At 71.8% G+C, this 14,202-nt stretch carries 12 protein-coding genes; 3 read left to right on the forward strand and 9 right to left on the reverse strand.

All coding sequences use genetic code 11. The annotated features are described in order from the left end of the window. Nucleotides 1-172: 172 nt before the first annotated feature. Nucleotides 173-337: a thiomuracin/GE37468 family thiazolyl RiPP peptide gene (locus ACZ58X_RS00710; protein WP_380523047.1), complete on the reverse strand. Its 165-nt coding sequence runs from the start codon at nt 335-337 to the stop codon at nt 173-175. A gap of 68 nt (nt 338-405) precedes the next feature. Next, nucleotides 406-1,470, reverse strand: coding sequence for an LLM class flavin-dependent oxidoreductase (locus tag ACZ58X_RS00715; protein ID WP_470331480.1), 1,065 nt, complete (start codon nt 1,468-1,470; stop codon nt 406-408). Between the two features lie 442 nt (nt 1,471-1,912). Here ACZ58X_RS00715 and ACZ58X_RS00720 point away from each other — a divergent pair, with 442 nt between their 5' ends. Further along, nucleotides 1,913-3,991 (forward strand): radical SAM protein, encoded by a 2,079-nt coding sequence (locus ACZ58X_RS00720; protein ID WP_470331481.1) that lies wholly within the window; start codon nt 1,913-1,915, stop codon nt 3,989-3,991. A 211-nt stretch (nt 3,992-4,202) separates the two neighbouring features. Then, nucleotides 4,203-4,619 (forward strand): winged helix-turn-helix transcriptional regulator, encoded by a 417-nt coding sequence (locus ACZ58X_RS00725; RefSeq protein ID WP_470331482.1) that lies wholly within the window; start codon nt 4,203-4,205, stop codon nt 4,617-4,619. A 231-nt stretch (nt 4,620-4,850) separates the two neighbouring features. On the opposite strand, the gene ACZ58X_RS00730 is transcribed toward ACZ58X_RS00725, so the two are convergent. The 3 genes from ACZ58X_RS00730 to ACZ58X_RS00740 all read right to left on the reverse strand — a co-directional run bounded on the left by ACZ58X_RS00730 (nt 4,851) and on the right by ACZ58X_RS00740 (nt 8,679). Next, complete coding sequence (locus ACZ58X_RS00730) at nt 4,851-6,854, reverse strand: PTS fructose transporter subunit IIABC (protein ID WP_470331483.1); 2,004 nt, start codon at nt 6,852-6,854, stop codon at nt 4,851-4,853. Between the two features lie 107 nt (nt 6,855-6,961). After that, entirely contained in the window at nt 6,962-7,921 is a 960-nt protein-coding gene (gene pfkB / locus ACZ58X_RS00735) for a 1-phosphofructokinase (protein ID WP_470331484.1), read from the reverse strand. Next, nucleotides 7,918-8,679, reverse strand: a complete 762-nt coding sequence (locus ACZ58X_RS00740) for a DeoR/GlpR family DNA-binding transcription regulator (protein WP_470331485.1) — start codon at nt 8,677-8,679, stop codon at nt 7,918-7,920. Before ACZ58X_RS00740 ends, pfkB begins: the two co-directional genes overlap by 4 nt. A 298-nt stretch (nt 8,680-8,977) precedes the next feature. Here ACZ58X_RS00740 and ACZ58X_RS00745 point away from each other — a divergent pair, with 298 nt between their 5' ends. Next, on the forward strand, nt 8,978-9,253 hold the full coding sequence (locus ACZ58X_RS00745) for an HPr family phosphocarrier protein (RefSeq protein WP_470331486.1): 276 nt from the start codon (nt 8,978-8,980) through the stop codon (nt 9,251-9,253). A 128-nt stretch (nt 9,254-9,381) separates the two neighbouring features. On the opposite strand, the gene aspA is transcribed toward ACZ58X_RS00745, so the two are convergent. The 4 genes from aspA to ACZ58X_RS00765 form a co-directional block, all read right to left on the reverse strand. Continuing rightward, the gene (gene aspA / locus ACZ58X_RS00750; protein WP_470331487.1) at nt 9,382-10,791 is read right to left on the reverse strand and encodes an aspartate ammonia-lyase; all 1,410 of its coding nucleotides are present in this window, start codon (nt 10,789-10,791) and stop codon (nt 9,382-9,384) included. Between the two features lie 48 nt (nt 10,792-10,839). Next, nucleotides 10,840-11,856: an asparaginase gene (locus ACZ58X_RS00755; RefSeq protein WP_470331488.1), complete on the reverse strand. Its 1,017-nt coding sequence runs from the start codon at nt 11,854-11,856 to the stop codon at nt 10,840-10,842. A gap of 101 nt (nt 11,857-11,957) precedes the next feature. Continuing rightward, nucleotides 11,958-13,370 (reverse strand): amino acid permease, encoded by a 1,413-nt coding sequence (locus ACZ58X_RS00760; RefSeq protein ID WP_470331869.1) that lies wholly within the window; start codon nt 13,368-13,370, stop codon nt 11,958-11,960. 92 nt (nt 13,371-13,462) lie between these two features. Further along, nucleotides 13,463-14,140, reverse strand: coding sequence for a FadR/GntR family transcriptional regulator (locus ACZ58X_RS00765; protein WP_470331870.1), 678 nt, complete (start codon nt 14,138-14,140; stop codon nt 13,463-13,465). Nucleotides 14,141-14,202: the final 62 nt, after the last annotated feature.

Below are 14,202 nucleotides of genomic sequence, written 5' to 3' on the forward strand. Positions count from 1 at the left end.
CGCGGACAGCTCGGTCAGGCCGTAGCCGGCGGTCACCGAAGCGGGGACCACCTCGCCCAGGTCCACCAGCTCGAAGGCGCTCTCGTCCAGCACCAGGTCGAAGTCCTCCATGTCGTTCACCTCCTTCGTGGGTCTCGCGCGGAACACCGCGGTCGCGGCGTCGTGCACCGGATCAGGTGCAGGAGCAGCACGGGCAGCAACAGCAGCAGCTGCTCTGGCCGCCGGACGCGGACAGCTCGGTCAGGCCGTAGCCGGCGGTCACCGAAGCGGGGACCACCTCGCCCAGGTCCACCAGCTCGAAGGCGCTCTCGTCCAGCACCAAGTCGAAGTCCTCCATGTCGTTCACCTCCTTTCCCGTCGTCGGGCCGGTGCGACCCCACCCACACGGGGAGCCGGCACCGGCGGTCAGAGTGCTTTCACCTCCGGCAGGACCTGGTCGCAGAAGAGCTCCAGGGTCTGCCGAGCTTCGGGGAGCGGCATCGCGCCGAAATCGATCTGCCACAGGATCTGGTCGACGCCGCCGATGTGGTCGTTGAAAGCACGGATGCGGTCGATGACCGTGGCCGGCGATCCGACGATCGCGCCGCCTTCGGTGTAGAGCTTTTCGGGCCGCAGATTGCGCAGCATCCAGCCGAATCCGGAGTAGCCGCGATAGGCGGAGGATTCCCTCCGGTCCCACGGGTTCACGGCCTCCGCCCACACGTCCAGGTAGCGCCGCAGATAGGTCTCGGCGATCTCGGTCGCGCGCTCGTCGGTCTCCGCGACCACCAGGGGCAGGCTGGCCGCGACCCGGGGCCGCAGCCCGGAACCGCCGTGCGCCGCCCCGAAGGCGTCACGGTAGAGGGTCAGCTGGCCGCGGAACTCGTGCGGCGAGATCATCGGCGTGATCAGGAGTCCCAGCCCCTCGGTGCCCAGCCAGGTGAAGCTCTCCGGCGTGCGCACCGCGGCCCCCCACATCGGCGGGTGCGGCCGCTGCGTGGGCCGGGGCAGTCCGGTCACGTCGCGGTAGGAGAAGAACGGTGTCTCCTCGCTGACCTTCTCCTCGGTCCAGATCCGCCGGACCGCCCGGATGGTCTCGCGGTACCGGTCGACGCTCTCGTCCATGTCCACGCCCAGCGCGTCGAACTCGTCCGGCAGGTACGCCCGGGCGAACCCCACGTCCAGCCGGCCGCCGCTGATCGCGTCCACCTGCGCGGCTTCCGCCGCCAACTGGATCGGGTGGTGGAAGACCGGGAGGACGCAGCCGGTGATGAGCCTGACCGAGCTCGTCCGGGCTGCCACCGCGGAGAGGAAACCCAGCGGACTGGGGCAGTAGCCGCCGTAGTGGTGGAGATAGTGCTCGGTCATCTTCACCGAATCCAGACCGCCCGCCTCCGCCCGGACCGACAACTCCAGCGCGTCGCTGAAATAGTCCTGCGGAGATTTCGTCTCCGGCGTGCAGTCCGGAAGAAATGAAAGCCCGAAGCGCACCGATACCACACTCCCTTTAACAGCCGGATTTCCACCGGATGAATCTCGGGGGTTCGTCACCCGAGCACTCCGGTCCCAGTCGGCACGCCACCGGGTGTTTCGCCGCTGACGCTACATCGGGCCACCAGGACCGTCAATGACGACCGGCATTCCGGGCCGTAACTCAAATTAAGCTCAAATCTTCCCGGTATCCCCGAAGATACCTACGGTCCTGGGAGTGCGTTATTGACGCCGCTGCAATGCGCTGGAAATCTTGGCAGCCGCCGGCGCCCCATATAGCAGGGGCATTGCGCCCGGGCGGACGGTGCCGGAAACGGAACCCGGGCGAAGTCGCGCATGCGGGGTGTCACGGCGTTGTGAGCGATCACGAGGAGCGCGCACACGGTGCCGCTCCGACGTGCGAAATGTCCGAGCTCGCCCTACCTCGCCGGGAAGTGCCGTCATGACCTCCACCATCGACTCCCACCACGTCGCCGACGGCGTGGCCGACGACGTGGCCGACGCCGGCCGGCGGCCGATGCCGGTGCCCGAGCGGCGGAAGACCGTCCAGCTCGTCGAGTTCACCGCGATGCAAGGGGTCCGGTACAGCGTCACCCTCGGCTACCTCAAGGCGACCGCGACCGCCGACCCCGCCCTCGACGCGGCCTGCGACTTCCGGATCAGCGTGCGCGAGCAGAGCGGTGGCGAGCAGGCCACGAAGGAGCTGCTCGACACCTGGGACGAGCCGTTCGCCGTCGCGCTCACCGTGTTCTTCTGGAACCGCGCCCAGTCCCTGGAGTTGGCCCGCCAGGTGAAGGAGCGCTGGCCGAACTGCCGCGTCGTGGTCGGCGGCAACGACGTCAGCTACCAGCAGGAGCCGCTGTTCGCCGAGGCGCCCTGGCTGGACGTGCTGGTGCACGGCGAGGGCGAACTGCGGTTCCGCGACCTGCTGCACGCCTTCCTGACCGACGGGGACCTCACCGCGATCCCCGGCATCAGCCACTGGCGGGACGGGGCCGTCGTCACCAACCCGGACGCGGACCGCATCACCGACCTCGACCAGGTCGTCTCGCCGATCCTCACCCCGGTGTACTCCGACGAGGAGATCACCGGCTCGTCCATGATCGTCTACGAGACCAACCGGGGCTGCCCCTACGGCTGCGCGTTCTGCTACTGGGGCGGGGCGACCAACTCCAAGGTCCGCCAGTTCGACCTGGAGCGGATCTTCGCCGAACTGGACCGGCTGATCCGGCTGATGCCCCAGGACGCCACGCTGTTCATCGCGGACGCCAACTTCGGCATCCTCGGCCGCGACCGGCAGATCGCCGAGCACATCGTGGAGCTCAGCCGGCGCTACGGCAAGCGCCTGATCGTCAGCACCAACTGGGCGAAGAACGGCAACGAGCGCATCGTGGAGATCGCGAGCATGCTGCACGCCGCCGAGCTGACCGGCGCGATCACGCTCTCCGCGCAGTCCTTCGACGCGAACGTGCTCAAGATCGCCAACCGCGCCAACATCCGCACCGACCACTACCGCAGGTTGCTGGCCCGCTTCCGCGAACTCGACGTGCCCACCTACACCGACCTGATCTGGGGTCTGCCCGGCGAGACCTTCGACTCCTACCTCGACGGGATCGAGGAGGTGCTCACCGCGGGCGGATCGCCGGTGATCTATCCACTGCTGCTGCTGAACAACACCGACTACTCGCGCGAGGCCTTCAAGGACGAACAGGGGCTGCGGACCCGCTGGATGCCCGCTGACATCACCAATCCCGAACTCATCGCCGACGTGGTCGTCGAGCACGGCTCCATGACCGCCGAGGAGTGGGTGCGGGGCATGGAGTTCCGGGTCTCCATGACGCTGTTCCAGAAGATCCTGCTGCGCTGCGCGCTGCGTGTCCTCCACACGACCACGGGCGTCCGGATGGTCGAGCTGTGCCGGCGGCTGTGGTCGTTCCTGCTGGACGACTGCACCGACCCGTTCCTGCGCCACGTCGCCCGCGACGTCGCCGCCGTCTACCGGGACCCCTCCACCCTGGACATGGGGTTGCTGAGGACCGTCATCGGCGACCAGGTCGTCGTACCCGAGGAGGTGCACTACCAGGCGCTGCTGTGCCGCGCGGTGCGCACCGAACGCGCCACCGCGGACCTGCTCGGCGCGGCCGTCGACCACCTGTGCACCTGGCTGGCCGACTCCGGCCTCGAGGTCGACCGCGTGCTGGTCGACAGCGCGCTGACCCTCGACATCGCCGCGACGACGATCCTGCGCGCCAGCCTGCGCGGCGACCTCGCCGAGGCGGAGTTCGCCGTCCCCCGGCAGGGCTGGGACCTGCTCGTCGAGGCCGGCGACGTGCCGTCGAGCCTCGACACCGGCCGGCAGGGGAACGTCGTACGCGGCACGGTGTGGGCGCCGCCGCGCTGGGTCGACTACCCGATCAGCGTCTACGCGCTGTCCATCTGGCACGGCACCGGGCGGCCGTTGTACGACCTGCTGTTCGCGCTCCCGGACGAGCTGCCGGAGGGGCTGCCCGCGGCCGCGTGACCGCTGTGCGGCGACCGGAGTTCCGTCACTTCCCGGTAAGGGTGCGCGGGATTGACAGCCCTTCACTGACACGAACATGATGGTCACATCACGTGCATCACGCACCTTGCGCACCTTGCTCACATCACGCGCATCACGCACATCACGCACGACTTGGGGCACCCGCACCCCGCCCGAGGCCGCCGCTGTGCCCCGTGAACGTTGGGGGATCATGACCACCGAACACCCCGTCCAGTGCTCCGACATACGCCGTTCGATCCTCGACCAGATCACCGACAAGTGGTCGATGACGGTCATGGCGGTCCTTGACGAGCCCAGGCGGTTCAACGAGATCAAACGCCGCATCGACGGCGTCACCCAGCGGGTCCTGACCCAGACCCTGCGCCGGCTGGAGCGCAACGGAATGATCATGCGCCAAGTACTGCCGACCTCGCCGGTCGGAGTCGAGTACTCCCTCACTCCACTCGGCGTGTCCCTGCGGGAACCGTTCAACCGCTTGTGCGCCTGGACCGCCGCCAACTCGGAGGAGATCCGGGCGCACCAACTGGAGTACGACCGGCGCGCGCACCACTTCCTGGACCAGAAGTCCACCGCACCACGACAGTTGGAGGAGGCGGAGCGCGCCTGACGCGGCGTCGGGCGCGCTGCCCGGCGGTGCGGACAGCTCCCGGCTCGAGCAGGACCGCCGGCCGCCGCGGGCGGCGGACGTGGACGAGGAGCAGCGGCCCCGGCGTCCACCGGTCGACGCGGCGGCCACGCGGTTCTCCGAAGTCGATCTTCCGAAGCGATCCGGTTCGCCCCGGGGCGAATCCTGACGGGCCGTCGGATCCGAGCGGGAACCGCTCGGATCCGGGCCGGCTCAGGCGCCGACGAGCGTCTTCCCGTCGACGGCGGAGTCCACGGCCGCCGGGTCGGCGTCCTTCCGCGTCCCCTTGAGCAGGACGACCACCGCCGTGGTGACCACCGTGCCCGCCGCGACCGCGAGCAGGTACAGCAGCGGACTGCCGATCAGCGGGAGCACCCAGATCCCGCCGTGCGGCGCGCGCAGCGTGGAGCCGAAGGCCATCACCAGGCCGCCGGCCGTCATGCTGCCGGCGATGCCCGCCGGGATGACCCGCAGCGGGTCCGCCGCAGCGAACGGGATCGCGCCCTCGGTGATGAACGAGGCACCGAGCACCCAGGCCGCCTTGCCGTTCTCGCGCTCCTCGGGGGTGAAGAGCCTGCGCCGGACGACGGTGGCCAGGGCCATGCCCAGCGGCGGGGTCATGCCGGCGGCCATCACCGCGGCCATCACCTTGAGGCTGCCGGCGTCCGGGGTGGTACCCGCGGTGGTGAGCGCGCCGGCCGCGAAGGTGTAGGCGACCTTGTTGAGCGGGCCGCCCATGTCGAAGGCCATCATCGCGCCGAGCAGCACGCCGAGCAGGATCGCGTGGGAGCCGGAGAGGCCGTTCAGCCAGTCGGTCAGGCCGTTCATCGCCGAGGCGATCGGCGAACCGACCAGCACGAACATCAGGAAGCCGACCAGTGCCACCGACAGCAGCGGGATCACCACCACCGGCATGATGCCCCTGATCGCGCGCGGCACGTTCCAGCGGATCATCCACAGCACCAGGAAGCCCGCGGCCAGGCCCGACACGATGCCGCCGAGGAAGCCCGCGCCGACCGCCACCGAGACGGCGCCGCCCGCGATGCCGGCGGCCAGTGCCGCCCGGTCCGCGATCGCCCAGGCGATGTACCCGGAGAGGACCGGGACCAGGAAGCCGAAGGAGGTCTTGCCGGTCTGGAACAGCATCGCCGCCCAGCTGTGCGAGGAGGTCCAGTCGAAGTGGCCCAGCACGGACGGCGCGGAGGCGATCTGGTAGCCGCCGATGGCGAAGGCGAGGGCGATCAGCAGGCCGCCGGCCGCGACGAACGGGATCATGTAACTGACGCCCGTCATCAGGTACGTGCGCAGCCGCCGGGCCCAGTGCTCGCCGGTCGGCGCGCTCGCCGCGGTGACCGGGGCGGCGGCCTGTGCGCCGCTGCCGGCCTCGGCGACCAGCCCGGCGGCCCGGGCGACCAGGTCGTCGGCACGGTTGACGGCGGCCTTCACCCCCACGTCCACGGTCGGCTTGCCCGCGAACCGGGCGCGGTCCCGGACCTCGACGTCATGGGCCAGGATCACCGCGTCGGCGGCGGCGATCACCTCGGGGGGCAGCACCGTCGTCCCGGCCGACCCCTGGGTCTCGACCTGGATCCGCGCACCCGCCCGGGCGGCGGCCAGTTCGAGGGCCTTGGCGGCCATGTAGGTGTGGGCGATGCCGGTCGGGCAGGAGGTCACCGCGACCAGCCGCAGCCCTCCCGCACCGGCCGTCCGCGGAACGTCCTCCGAAGCGGTGCCAGCGGCCGGCTCGCCGGTGACGGCCGGTGCCTCCTCCCCGTTGACCAGGGCCGCGACCTCGACCGGGCTCTCGGCGGCGCGGAGGGCCCCGGTGAACGCCGGGTCCATCAGCCGGCCGGCCAGCGCGGCGAGGATCCGCAGGTGGGCGTCGTCCGCACCGGCGGGTGCCGCGATCATGAAGATCAGGTCGGCGGGCCGACCGTCCGGGGCGTCGAAGTCCACGCCCCCGCTGCTCCGGCCGAAGGCCAGGCTCGGCCGCGTGACGTGGGGTGATCTGCAGTGCGGGATGCCGATCCCGTCGCCCATCCCGGTGGGGGCCTGGGCCTCGCGGGCGGCCACGTCGGCGAGGAAGCCGTCGAGGTCGGTCACCCGGCCCTCGGCGACCAGGCGCTGGGCGAGGGAGCGCAGGGCCTCGCCCTTGTCCGCGGGGGCGAGGTGGAGGTCAACGAGTGCGGGTGTGATCAGTCCGCTGGTGTCGCTCATCGTGTCGGTCCTTCAACTGGTGCCTGACAGTGTTCCCTTGCCCCCGGGAATGGTCGCCGTTCCGTCCCACACGGTCGGGCGGGGTGCCTCCGGCCGGGAGGCGGTTCTCAACCGCGGAGCGGTCGTTCGAGCGGGATGTCCGCCGTCACGACCACGGCGGCCGGGTCCAGATCGGCCGGGGTCGGCATGACGCTCCCCGGCAGTCGCACGGCGGCGGCGCCGTGTGCCAGGGCCGCCGCCAGGGCCTCGGGGCCGGTGCCGCCGGCTCCGAGGAAACCCGCGAGCGAGGCGTCGCCCGCTCCCACGTCGCTGCGGACGGCGGCGACCGGCGCGGTGCCGTACCAGCTGCCCTCCTCGGCGATCAGCAGCATCCCGTCCGCACCGAGGCTGGCGAGGACCTGCCGGGCGCCGCGCTCGCGCAGTTCCGCCGCCGCCGCCACGGCGTCGCCGACGGTGGCGACCGGGCGGCCCACGGCCTCGGCGAGTTCCTCCCGGTTGGGCTTGACCACGTCGGGGCGGGCCGGGAGCGCGGCGAGCAGTGCGGGGCCGGAGGTGTCCAGGGCGATCCGGGCACCGCCCGAGTGCACCTGCGCGACCAGGTCCGCGTACCACCCGGGCCGGAGGCCGCGCGGCAGGCTGCCGCAGCAGGCCAGCCAGTCGACGTCGTCGCCGGTGCCCCGGCCGGCCTGCTGGGTGTCGCGGACGAGGGCGAGCAGCGCGGCCGACTCGGCGGCGCTGAGTTCCGGGCCCACCGCGTTGATCTTCGTGAGGCCGCCGCCGTCCTCGGCGATCGAGACGTTGATCCGGGTGTCGCCCCCGATGCCGACCGCCGCGACGTCGATGCCCTGGCGGCGCAGCAGGTCGGCGAGCAGTCCGCCGGAGGGACCGCCCAGCGGCAGGACGGCCGTGGTGCGGTGGCCCGCGGCGGTGAGCGCGCGGGAGACGTTGACGCCCTTGCCGCCGGGGTCGAGCCGGTCCTGCCCGGCCCGGTTGACCTCACCGACGGCGAGCTTTCCCAGCTCGTAGGTGCGGTCGAGGCTGGGGTTGGGGGTGATGGTGACGATCATGCGCGGATGACTTCCGGTCCGTGGTTCTCGATCTGGGCGGTCTGCTCGTCGGTCAGTCCGGTGTCCGTGACCAGCACGTCGACCTGGTCCAGCGAGCCGAACCGGGCGAAGTGCCGGGCGCCGTACTTGGAGGAGTCGGCCACCAGGACGACGCGTCGCGCACCCGCGAGCATGGCCCGCTTGACGGCGGCCTCGGCGAGGTCGGGCGTCGACAGTCCGCCCTCCGGGGAGAAGCCGTTGGTGGCGACCACCGCGACGTCCGCGTGGATGTCGGCCAGGTCGCGCAGCGCCCAGGCGTCGACGGCGGCCTGGGTCCGGTGGCGCAGCCGCCCGCCGACGAGGTGCAGGGCGAGCGCGGGGTGGTCGGCCAGCCGGGCCGCGACCGGGAGGGCGTTGGTGACGACGGTGAGGGCGCAGTCCGGGGGCAGCAGTCCGGCCAGCCGGGAGACGGTCGTCCCGGCGTCCAGGATCACGCTGCCCTCGGCGGGCAGCAGGGCCAGGGCGGCCCTGGCGATGCGCTCCTTCTCGGCGGCGGCCGTGGAGTCCCGTTCGGCCAGGCCGGGTTCCAGGTGCAGGGCGCCGACGGGCAGGGCGCCGCCGTGCACCCGGTGCAGCAGGCCGGCCCGGTCCAGGGCGCTCAGGTCACGCCGGATGGTCTCCTGGGTGACACCGAAGTCCTCGGCCAGCGTCGGCACGTCCACCCGGCCCTGTTCCTGGGCGAGGTGGAGGATCTGTTGCTGCCGCTCGGGTGCGTACATGTGGGATTGGGTCCGTTTCATGTCCGTTCATGCCTGGTGAACGCAGAGCGTACGCCCTCCAGGCAGAAACGCAAGCGTTCGCTCCGCCATGGTCCACACCCTGAGATGCGCCCGAATGTGTTGACATCTCCTCGCAACCGGGCGTAGAACCAACCGGAACAACACGCCAACGGGTGTGAACCCACAGATCGCCCGGCCCCCGCGACCGCCCCCGTACCGCACCGGCCGGGCACCACCCGGCCCGGATCCCACCCGGGCCGACCGCCGTCCCCTCCCTCCCTCTCCCCCAAGGACCCCCATGCACTCGACCCAGGTCACCGTCGGCTCCAGCAGCGGCCTGCACGCCCGCCCGGCGTCACTGTTCGTCCAGGCCGCCACCGCCCGGCAGCCGGTCAAGGTCACCGTCGGCCGCCCGGGCCAGACCCCCGTCGACGCCCGCAGCCTGCTGTCCGTCCTCGCCCTGGCCGCCCGCCCCGGCGACGTCCTGGAGCTCACCGCCTCCGGCGACGGGGCCGAGGACGCCCTCCGGGCGCTCGCCGAACTGCTCGCCTCCGACCTCGACGCGGCGGCCTGACCGACCTGCCCCGGCCCGCGTGACGCGTCGCCGCACCGGAACTCCGTTTCGGCGACGCCTCGTTCGGTGCGTTGGCCGGGCCCACCGGCGCGGCGACGCCTCGCCCGGCGCGCTCGCCGTGCGCTCCGTCAGGCCACCGGCGCGCCGGTGCCCGCGATCACCTCGGGCCGCAGCAGGGCGGCGAGCCGCTCGGCCGGAAGCAGCCCCTTCTCCAGGACGAGCTCGGCCACACCCCGGCCGCTGGCCAGGGCCTCCTTGGCGATGTCGGTGGCGGCGGTGTACCCGATGTGCGGGTTGAGGGCGGTCACCAGCCCGATGGAGTTCTCGACGGTCGCGCGCAGCACCTCGGTGTTGGCGGTGATGCCGACGACGCAACGCTCGGCGAGAGTCAGGCAGGCGGCCCGCAGATGGGTGATCGACTCCGACAGCGAGTGCAGGATGATCGGCTCGAAGGCGTTGAGCTGGAGCTGCCCGGCCTCGGCGGCCATGGTGACGGCGACGTCGTTGCCGATCACCTCGAAGGCGACCTGGTTGACGACCTCGGGGATCACCGGGTTCACCTTGCCGGGCATGATGCTCGAACCGGCCTGCACCGGCGGCAGGTTGATCTCACCGAGGCCCGCGCGCGGCCCCGAGGACAGCAGGCGCAGGTCGTTGCAGCTCTTCGAGAGCTTGACGGCGATGCGCTTGAGCACCCCGGACATCTGGACGAACGCCCCGCAGTCCTGGGTGGCCTCGACCAGGTTGGCCGCCGTGACGAGGGGCAGCCCGGTGAGGTCGGCGAGGTGGCGGCGCGCGGACTCGGCGTACCCGGCGGGGGCGTTGAGGCCGGTGCCGATCGCGGTGGCCCCGAGGTTGATCTCCATGATCAGCTGGACGGCCTCCGCGAGCCGGCTGCGGTCCTCGTCGAGCATGACCGCGAACGTCGAGAACTCCTGCCCGAGCGTCATCGGCACGGCGTCCTGCAACTGCGTACGGCCCATCTTGAGCACGTCGCGGAACTCGACGGCCTTGCCGGCGAAGGCGTCCTGGAGCACGGCCATCGCGTCGAGCAGGCCGCGCACGGCGAAGACGGTCGCGATCCGGACCGCCGTCGGGTAGACGTCGTTGGTGGACTGGCCCAGGTTGACGTGCTCGTTGGGGTGCAGGTGCCGGTACTCCCCCTTGGCGTGTCCCAGCAGTTCCAGCGCCCGGTTGGCGATGACCTCGTTGGCGTTCATGTTGGTCGAGGTTCCGGCGCCGCCCTGGATGACGTCCACGACGAACTGCTCGTGCAGCCCGCCGCCCCGGATCTCCCGGCAGGCGGCGACGATCGCGGCGGCCTTCGCGGGCTCCAGCAGGCCGAGTTCCTCGTTGGCGAGGGCGGCGGCCTCCTTGACGGCGGCGAGCGCGTCGATCAGGTGCGGATAGGTGGAGATGGGCGTGCCCGTGATGGGGAAGTTCTCGGTGGCGCGCAGCGTGTGGACGCCCCAGTAGGCGTCGGCGGGGACGTCGCGGTCTCCGAGCAGGTCGTGTTCGCTGCGAGTGGCGGCGGTCATGGGGGTGCGGTCCTCTTCCTCGGTGGAACGGTGGAACGGTGGATCGGGTCAAACGGGGGCGGGCAGGGCCGACGGATCGAGCGCCGCCACCGGCCGGACGCCGCCGACGGGCCGGCCGCCGCCGGTCGTCGGCTCGCCCGCGAAGCCGGTGAGCAGCCCCGGTTCGACCCCCGCCAGGGCGAGCGCGGCCGCCGCCACCGGGACGCGCGCCCGGTTCGCCCCGTCGGCGATCTTCACCGCCACGGCTCGGCCGTCCGGCAGCGCGGCGACCTGCACGCCCTCGAAGCCGTCCTTGGCCAGCAGCCCGGGCACGGCGCGCATCAGCGCGGCCACGTCCCGGTCGGCGCCGGAGGCCATCTCCGGGTGCGCGCGCAGCGCGTCCGCCACCCGGAACTCGGGTGTCCCCCGCGCGCCGGTGGCGATGCGGGCGGCGGCGCGGGCGAGGCCGTGCAGCGAGACGGCGAACAGCGGGGTGCCGCAGCCGTCGACGCTGACCCGCGCGATGCGTTGACCGGTGAGTTCCTCGACGACCCCGGCGATCACCCGCTGGAGCGGGTGGGTGGGATCGTCGTAGTCCGCCGACGGCCAGCCGTTGAGCCGGCAGAGGTAGAGCATCGCGGCGTGCTTGCCCGAGCAGTTCTGGGCGAGCCGGGAGGGCGGGCGGCCCTCCCGGACCCAGGTGTCGCGGACCGCCGGGTGGTACGGCAGGTCCGGGACGTTGCGCAGGTCGTCCTCGCCGAGACCGGCCAGTTCGAGGATCCGCCGGGTGCCCGCGAGGTGGCGCTCCTCCCCGGAGTGGCTGCCCATCGCGAGGGCGAGCAGTTCGCCGTCGAGCGGCAAACCGGCCCGCACCATGGCGACGGCCTGGAGCGGCTTGAGGGCGGACCGCGGGTAGCAGGCGGCCTCGATGTCGCCCAGCCGGAACCGGACTTCGCCGTCGGCGTCGAGGACGACGACCGAGCCGTGGTGGACGCCCTCGATCATGCCGCCGCGGATGACGTGGGCGACGGGGGCGTGCCGGGGCTCGCGGATCGCGGGCGCGTCCGCGGGGGTGGTTCTGTGCATCACTGCCTCGCTGGGTGGTGGTTCGCTTGCTGCTCCGCCGGCCGGGCGGGCGGCCCTCGACAGCCGCGGGGTCGCCCCCGCACCGAAGGCCGCCGCCCGGGTCAGCCGTCGGACCGGGCGCCGTCGCGCGCGAGGCGGCGGCGGATCGCGTACCAGCCGGCCACCAGCGCGGCGGCGATCAGTGGTACGCAGAGCACGGTGGTGCGTCCGGCGCCGCCGTCGGCGTACATCAGGACCAGGACGGTGGCAAGGAAGGCCAGCGTCACGAGCTCGGTCCAGGGCGAGCCCGGCAGCCGGTAGGAGGGGCGGGTCAGTTCGCCGGCCCGGGTCTTCCGCCAGAAGAAGAGGTGACAGACCATGATCATGCCCCAGGTGGCGAGGATGCCGATCGCCGCGAAGTTGAGCACGATCTCGAACGCGTCCGCGGGCACCACGTAGTTGAGGCCGACGCCGAGGACGCACATGCCGCTGGTCAGCAGGATGCCGCCGTACGGCACCTGACTGCGGCTCATCCGGGCGGTGAACCGGGGGGCCGAGCCGCTCACGGCCATGGAGCGCAGGATGCGGCCGGTGGAGTAGAGGCCGGAGTTGAGCGAGGACATGGCCGCGGTGAGGACGACCAGGTTCATCACGCTGCCCGCCGCCGGGACGCCGATGTGGGACAGCACCGTCACGAACGGGCTCTGGCCGGAGCTGTACCTGTTCCAGGGCAGCAGCATCGACAGCAGGACGACCGAGCCGACGTAGAACAGGCCCACCCGCCACATGATCGAGTTGATCGCCTTCGGCATGATCTTCTCGGGGTTCTCGGTCTCCCCGGCCGTGACGCCGACGAGCTCCACCGAGGCGTAGGCGAAGACGACGCCCTGGATGATCAGCAGCATCGGCATCAGGCCGTTGGGGAAGATCCCGCCGTTGTCGGTGATCAGGGACGGGCCGGGGACGGCGCCGTCGACCGGGTGCCGGGTGACCAGCAGGAAGATCGCGATGCCCATGAAGACCAGCAGCGCGCCGACCTTGACGATGGCGAACCAGAACTCCAGTTCACCGAAGATCCGCACCGAGATGAGGTTCACCGTCAGCACCACGGCCAGGGCTATGAGCGCGATCACCCACTGCGGGATGTCGGAGAACAGGTGCCAGTAGTGGGTGTAGGTGGCGACGGCGGTGATGTCGGCGATGCCGGTGGTCGCCCAGTTGAGGAAGTACATCCAGCCCGCGGTGTACGCGCCCTTCTCCCCCAGGAACTCCCGGGCGTACGACACGAAGGCACCGGAGGACGGGCGGTACAGGACGAGCTCGCCGAGCGCGCGCACGACGAGGAAGGCGAAGACGCCGCAGACGGCGTACGCGACGAACAGGGAGGGCCCGGCGTCGGCGAGCCGCCCGCCCGCGCCGAGGAACAGGCCGGTGCCGATGGCACCGCCGATGGCGATCATGTTGACGTGCCGGGGCTTCAAGGACTTGCTGTAGCCGGCGTCACCGGCGTCGACGTGCCGGGTCGTGGGGGTGATGGGGGTCGTGGCGGTGGGGGTCGTCGTGGTGGTGGGGGTTGTGGGGGCGTTGGGGGTCGTGGGGCGCTTCTCGTCGTCGAGGAACTGCTCGCTCACGCCTCGGCTCTGCCTTCCGTGGGGGTCTCCGTGCGCCTGGGGTGCACGATGTCGGTGAGGGTCGCCTCGACGCGGTGGAGGTGGTGCGACATCGCCGCGACCGCGTCGGGCTCGGAACCGTCGACCAGCGCCTCGACGATCGCCCGGTGCTCGCAGTTGGACTGCTCGCGGCGATCGCCCAGCTCGTTGAGGAAGGCCGACTGACGCGCCAGTGCGTCGCGGATCTCCTCGATGACCCGGCGGAAGACCGGGTTGCGGGAGGCCTCGGCCACCGCCAGGTGGAAGACCGTGTCCAGCGCGACCCACGCGGTGGTGTCGGTCTCCCGCTCCATCCGGTCGAGCAGGTGGGTCAGGTGGTCCAGGTCCTCCGGGGTCCGGCGCAGCGCCGCGTACCCGGCGACCGGGATTTCGACGTGCCGACGCACCTCCAGCAGGTCGCTGGCCGCGTAGTCGCCGAAGGTCGGGTCGTCGACCGTGTTCGCCACGACGAAGGTGCCCTTGCCGGTCTTCGAGACGGTCAGGCCCATGGTCTGGAGCGCCCGGAGCGCCTCCCGCAGCACGGGCCGGCTGACCTCCAGCGTGCGGCACAGCTCCGCTTCGGAGGGGAGCTTGTCCCCCACGACGTACTCGCCGCGCTCGATGGCGCTGCGCAGGTGGCCGAACACCGCTTCCATCGCGCTCACGCGCCGGGGGGCCGACCCTGCTGTCTGGCTGTCTGACAGGTTCACAGGGCGAT

Source organism: Kitasatospora sp. NPDC040550, assembly GCF_055594965.1.

Excerpts from the sequence above, each read along its gene's own strand:
- ACZ58X_RS00740 (WP_470331485.1), bottom strand. The coding sequence starts at position 8,679 with ATGTACGCACCCGAGCGGCAGCAACAGATCCTCCACCTCGCCCAGGAA.
- ACZ58X_RS00710 (WP_380523047.1), bottom strand. The coding sequence starts at position 337 with ATGGAGGACTTCGACTTGGTGCTGGACGAGAGCGCCTTCGAGCTGGTG.
- ACZ58X_RS00755 (WP_470331488.1), bottom strand. The coding sequence starts at position 11,856 with ATGCACAGAACCACCCCCGCGGACGCGCCCGCGATCCGCGAGCCCCGG.
- ACZ58X_RS00720 (WP_470331481.1), top strand. The coding sequence starts at position 1,913 with ATGACCTCCACCATCGACTCCCACCACGTCGCCGACGGCGTGGCCGAC.
- ACZ58X_RS00765 (WP_470331870.1), bottom strand. The coding sequence starts at position 14,140 with ATGGAAGCGGTGTTCGGCCACCTGCGCAGCGCCATCGAGCGCGGCGAG.
- pfkB (WP_470331484.1), bottom strand. The coding sequence starts at position 7,921 with ATGATCGTCACCATCACCCCCAACCCCAGCCTCGACCGCACCTACGAG.
- aspA (WP_470331487.1), bottom strand. The coding sequence starts at position 10,791 with ATGACCGCCGCCACTCGCAGCGAACACGACCTGCTCGGAGACCGCGAC.
- ACZ58X_RS00725 (WP_470331482.1), top strand. The coding sequence starts at position 4,203 with ATGACCACCGAACACCCCGTCCAGTGCTCCGACATACGCCGTTCGATC.
- ACZ58X_RS00745 (WP_470331486.1), top strand. The coding sequence starts at position 8,978 with ATGCACTCGACCCAGGTCACCGTCGGCTCCAGCAGCGGCCTGCACGCC.
- ACZ58X_RS00730 (WP_470331483.1), bottom strand. The coding sequence starts at position 6,854 with ATGAGCGACACCAGCGGACTGATCACACCCGCACTCGTTGACCTCCAC.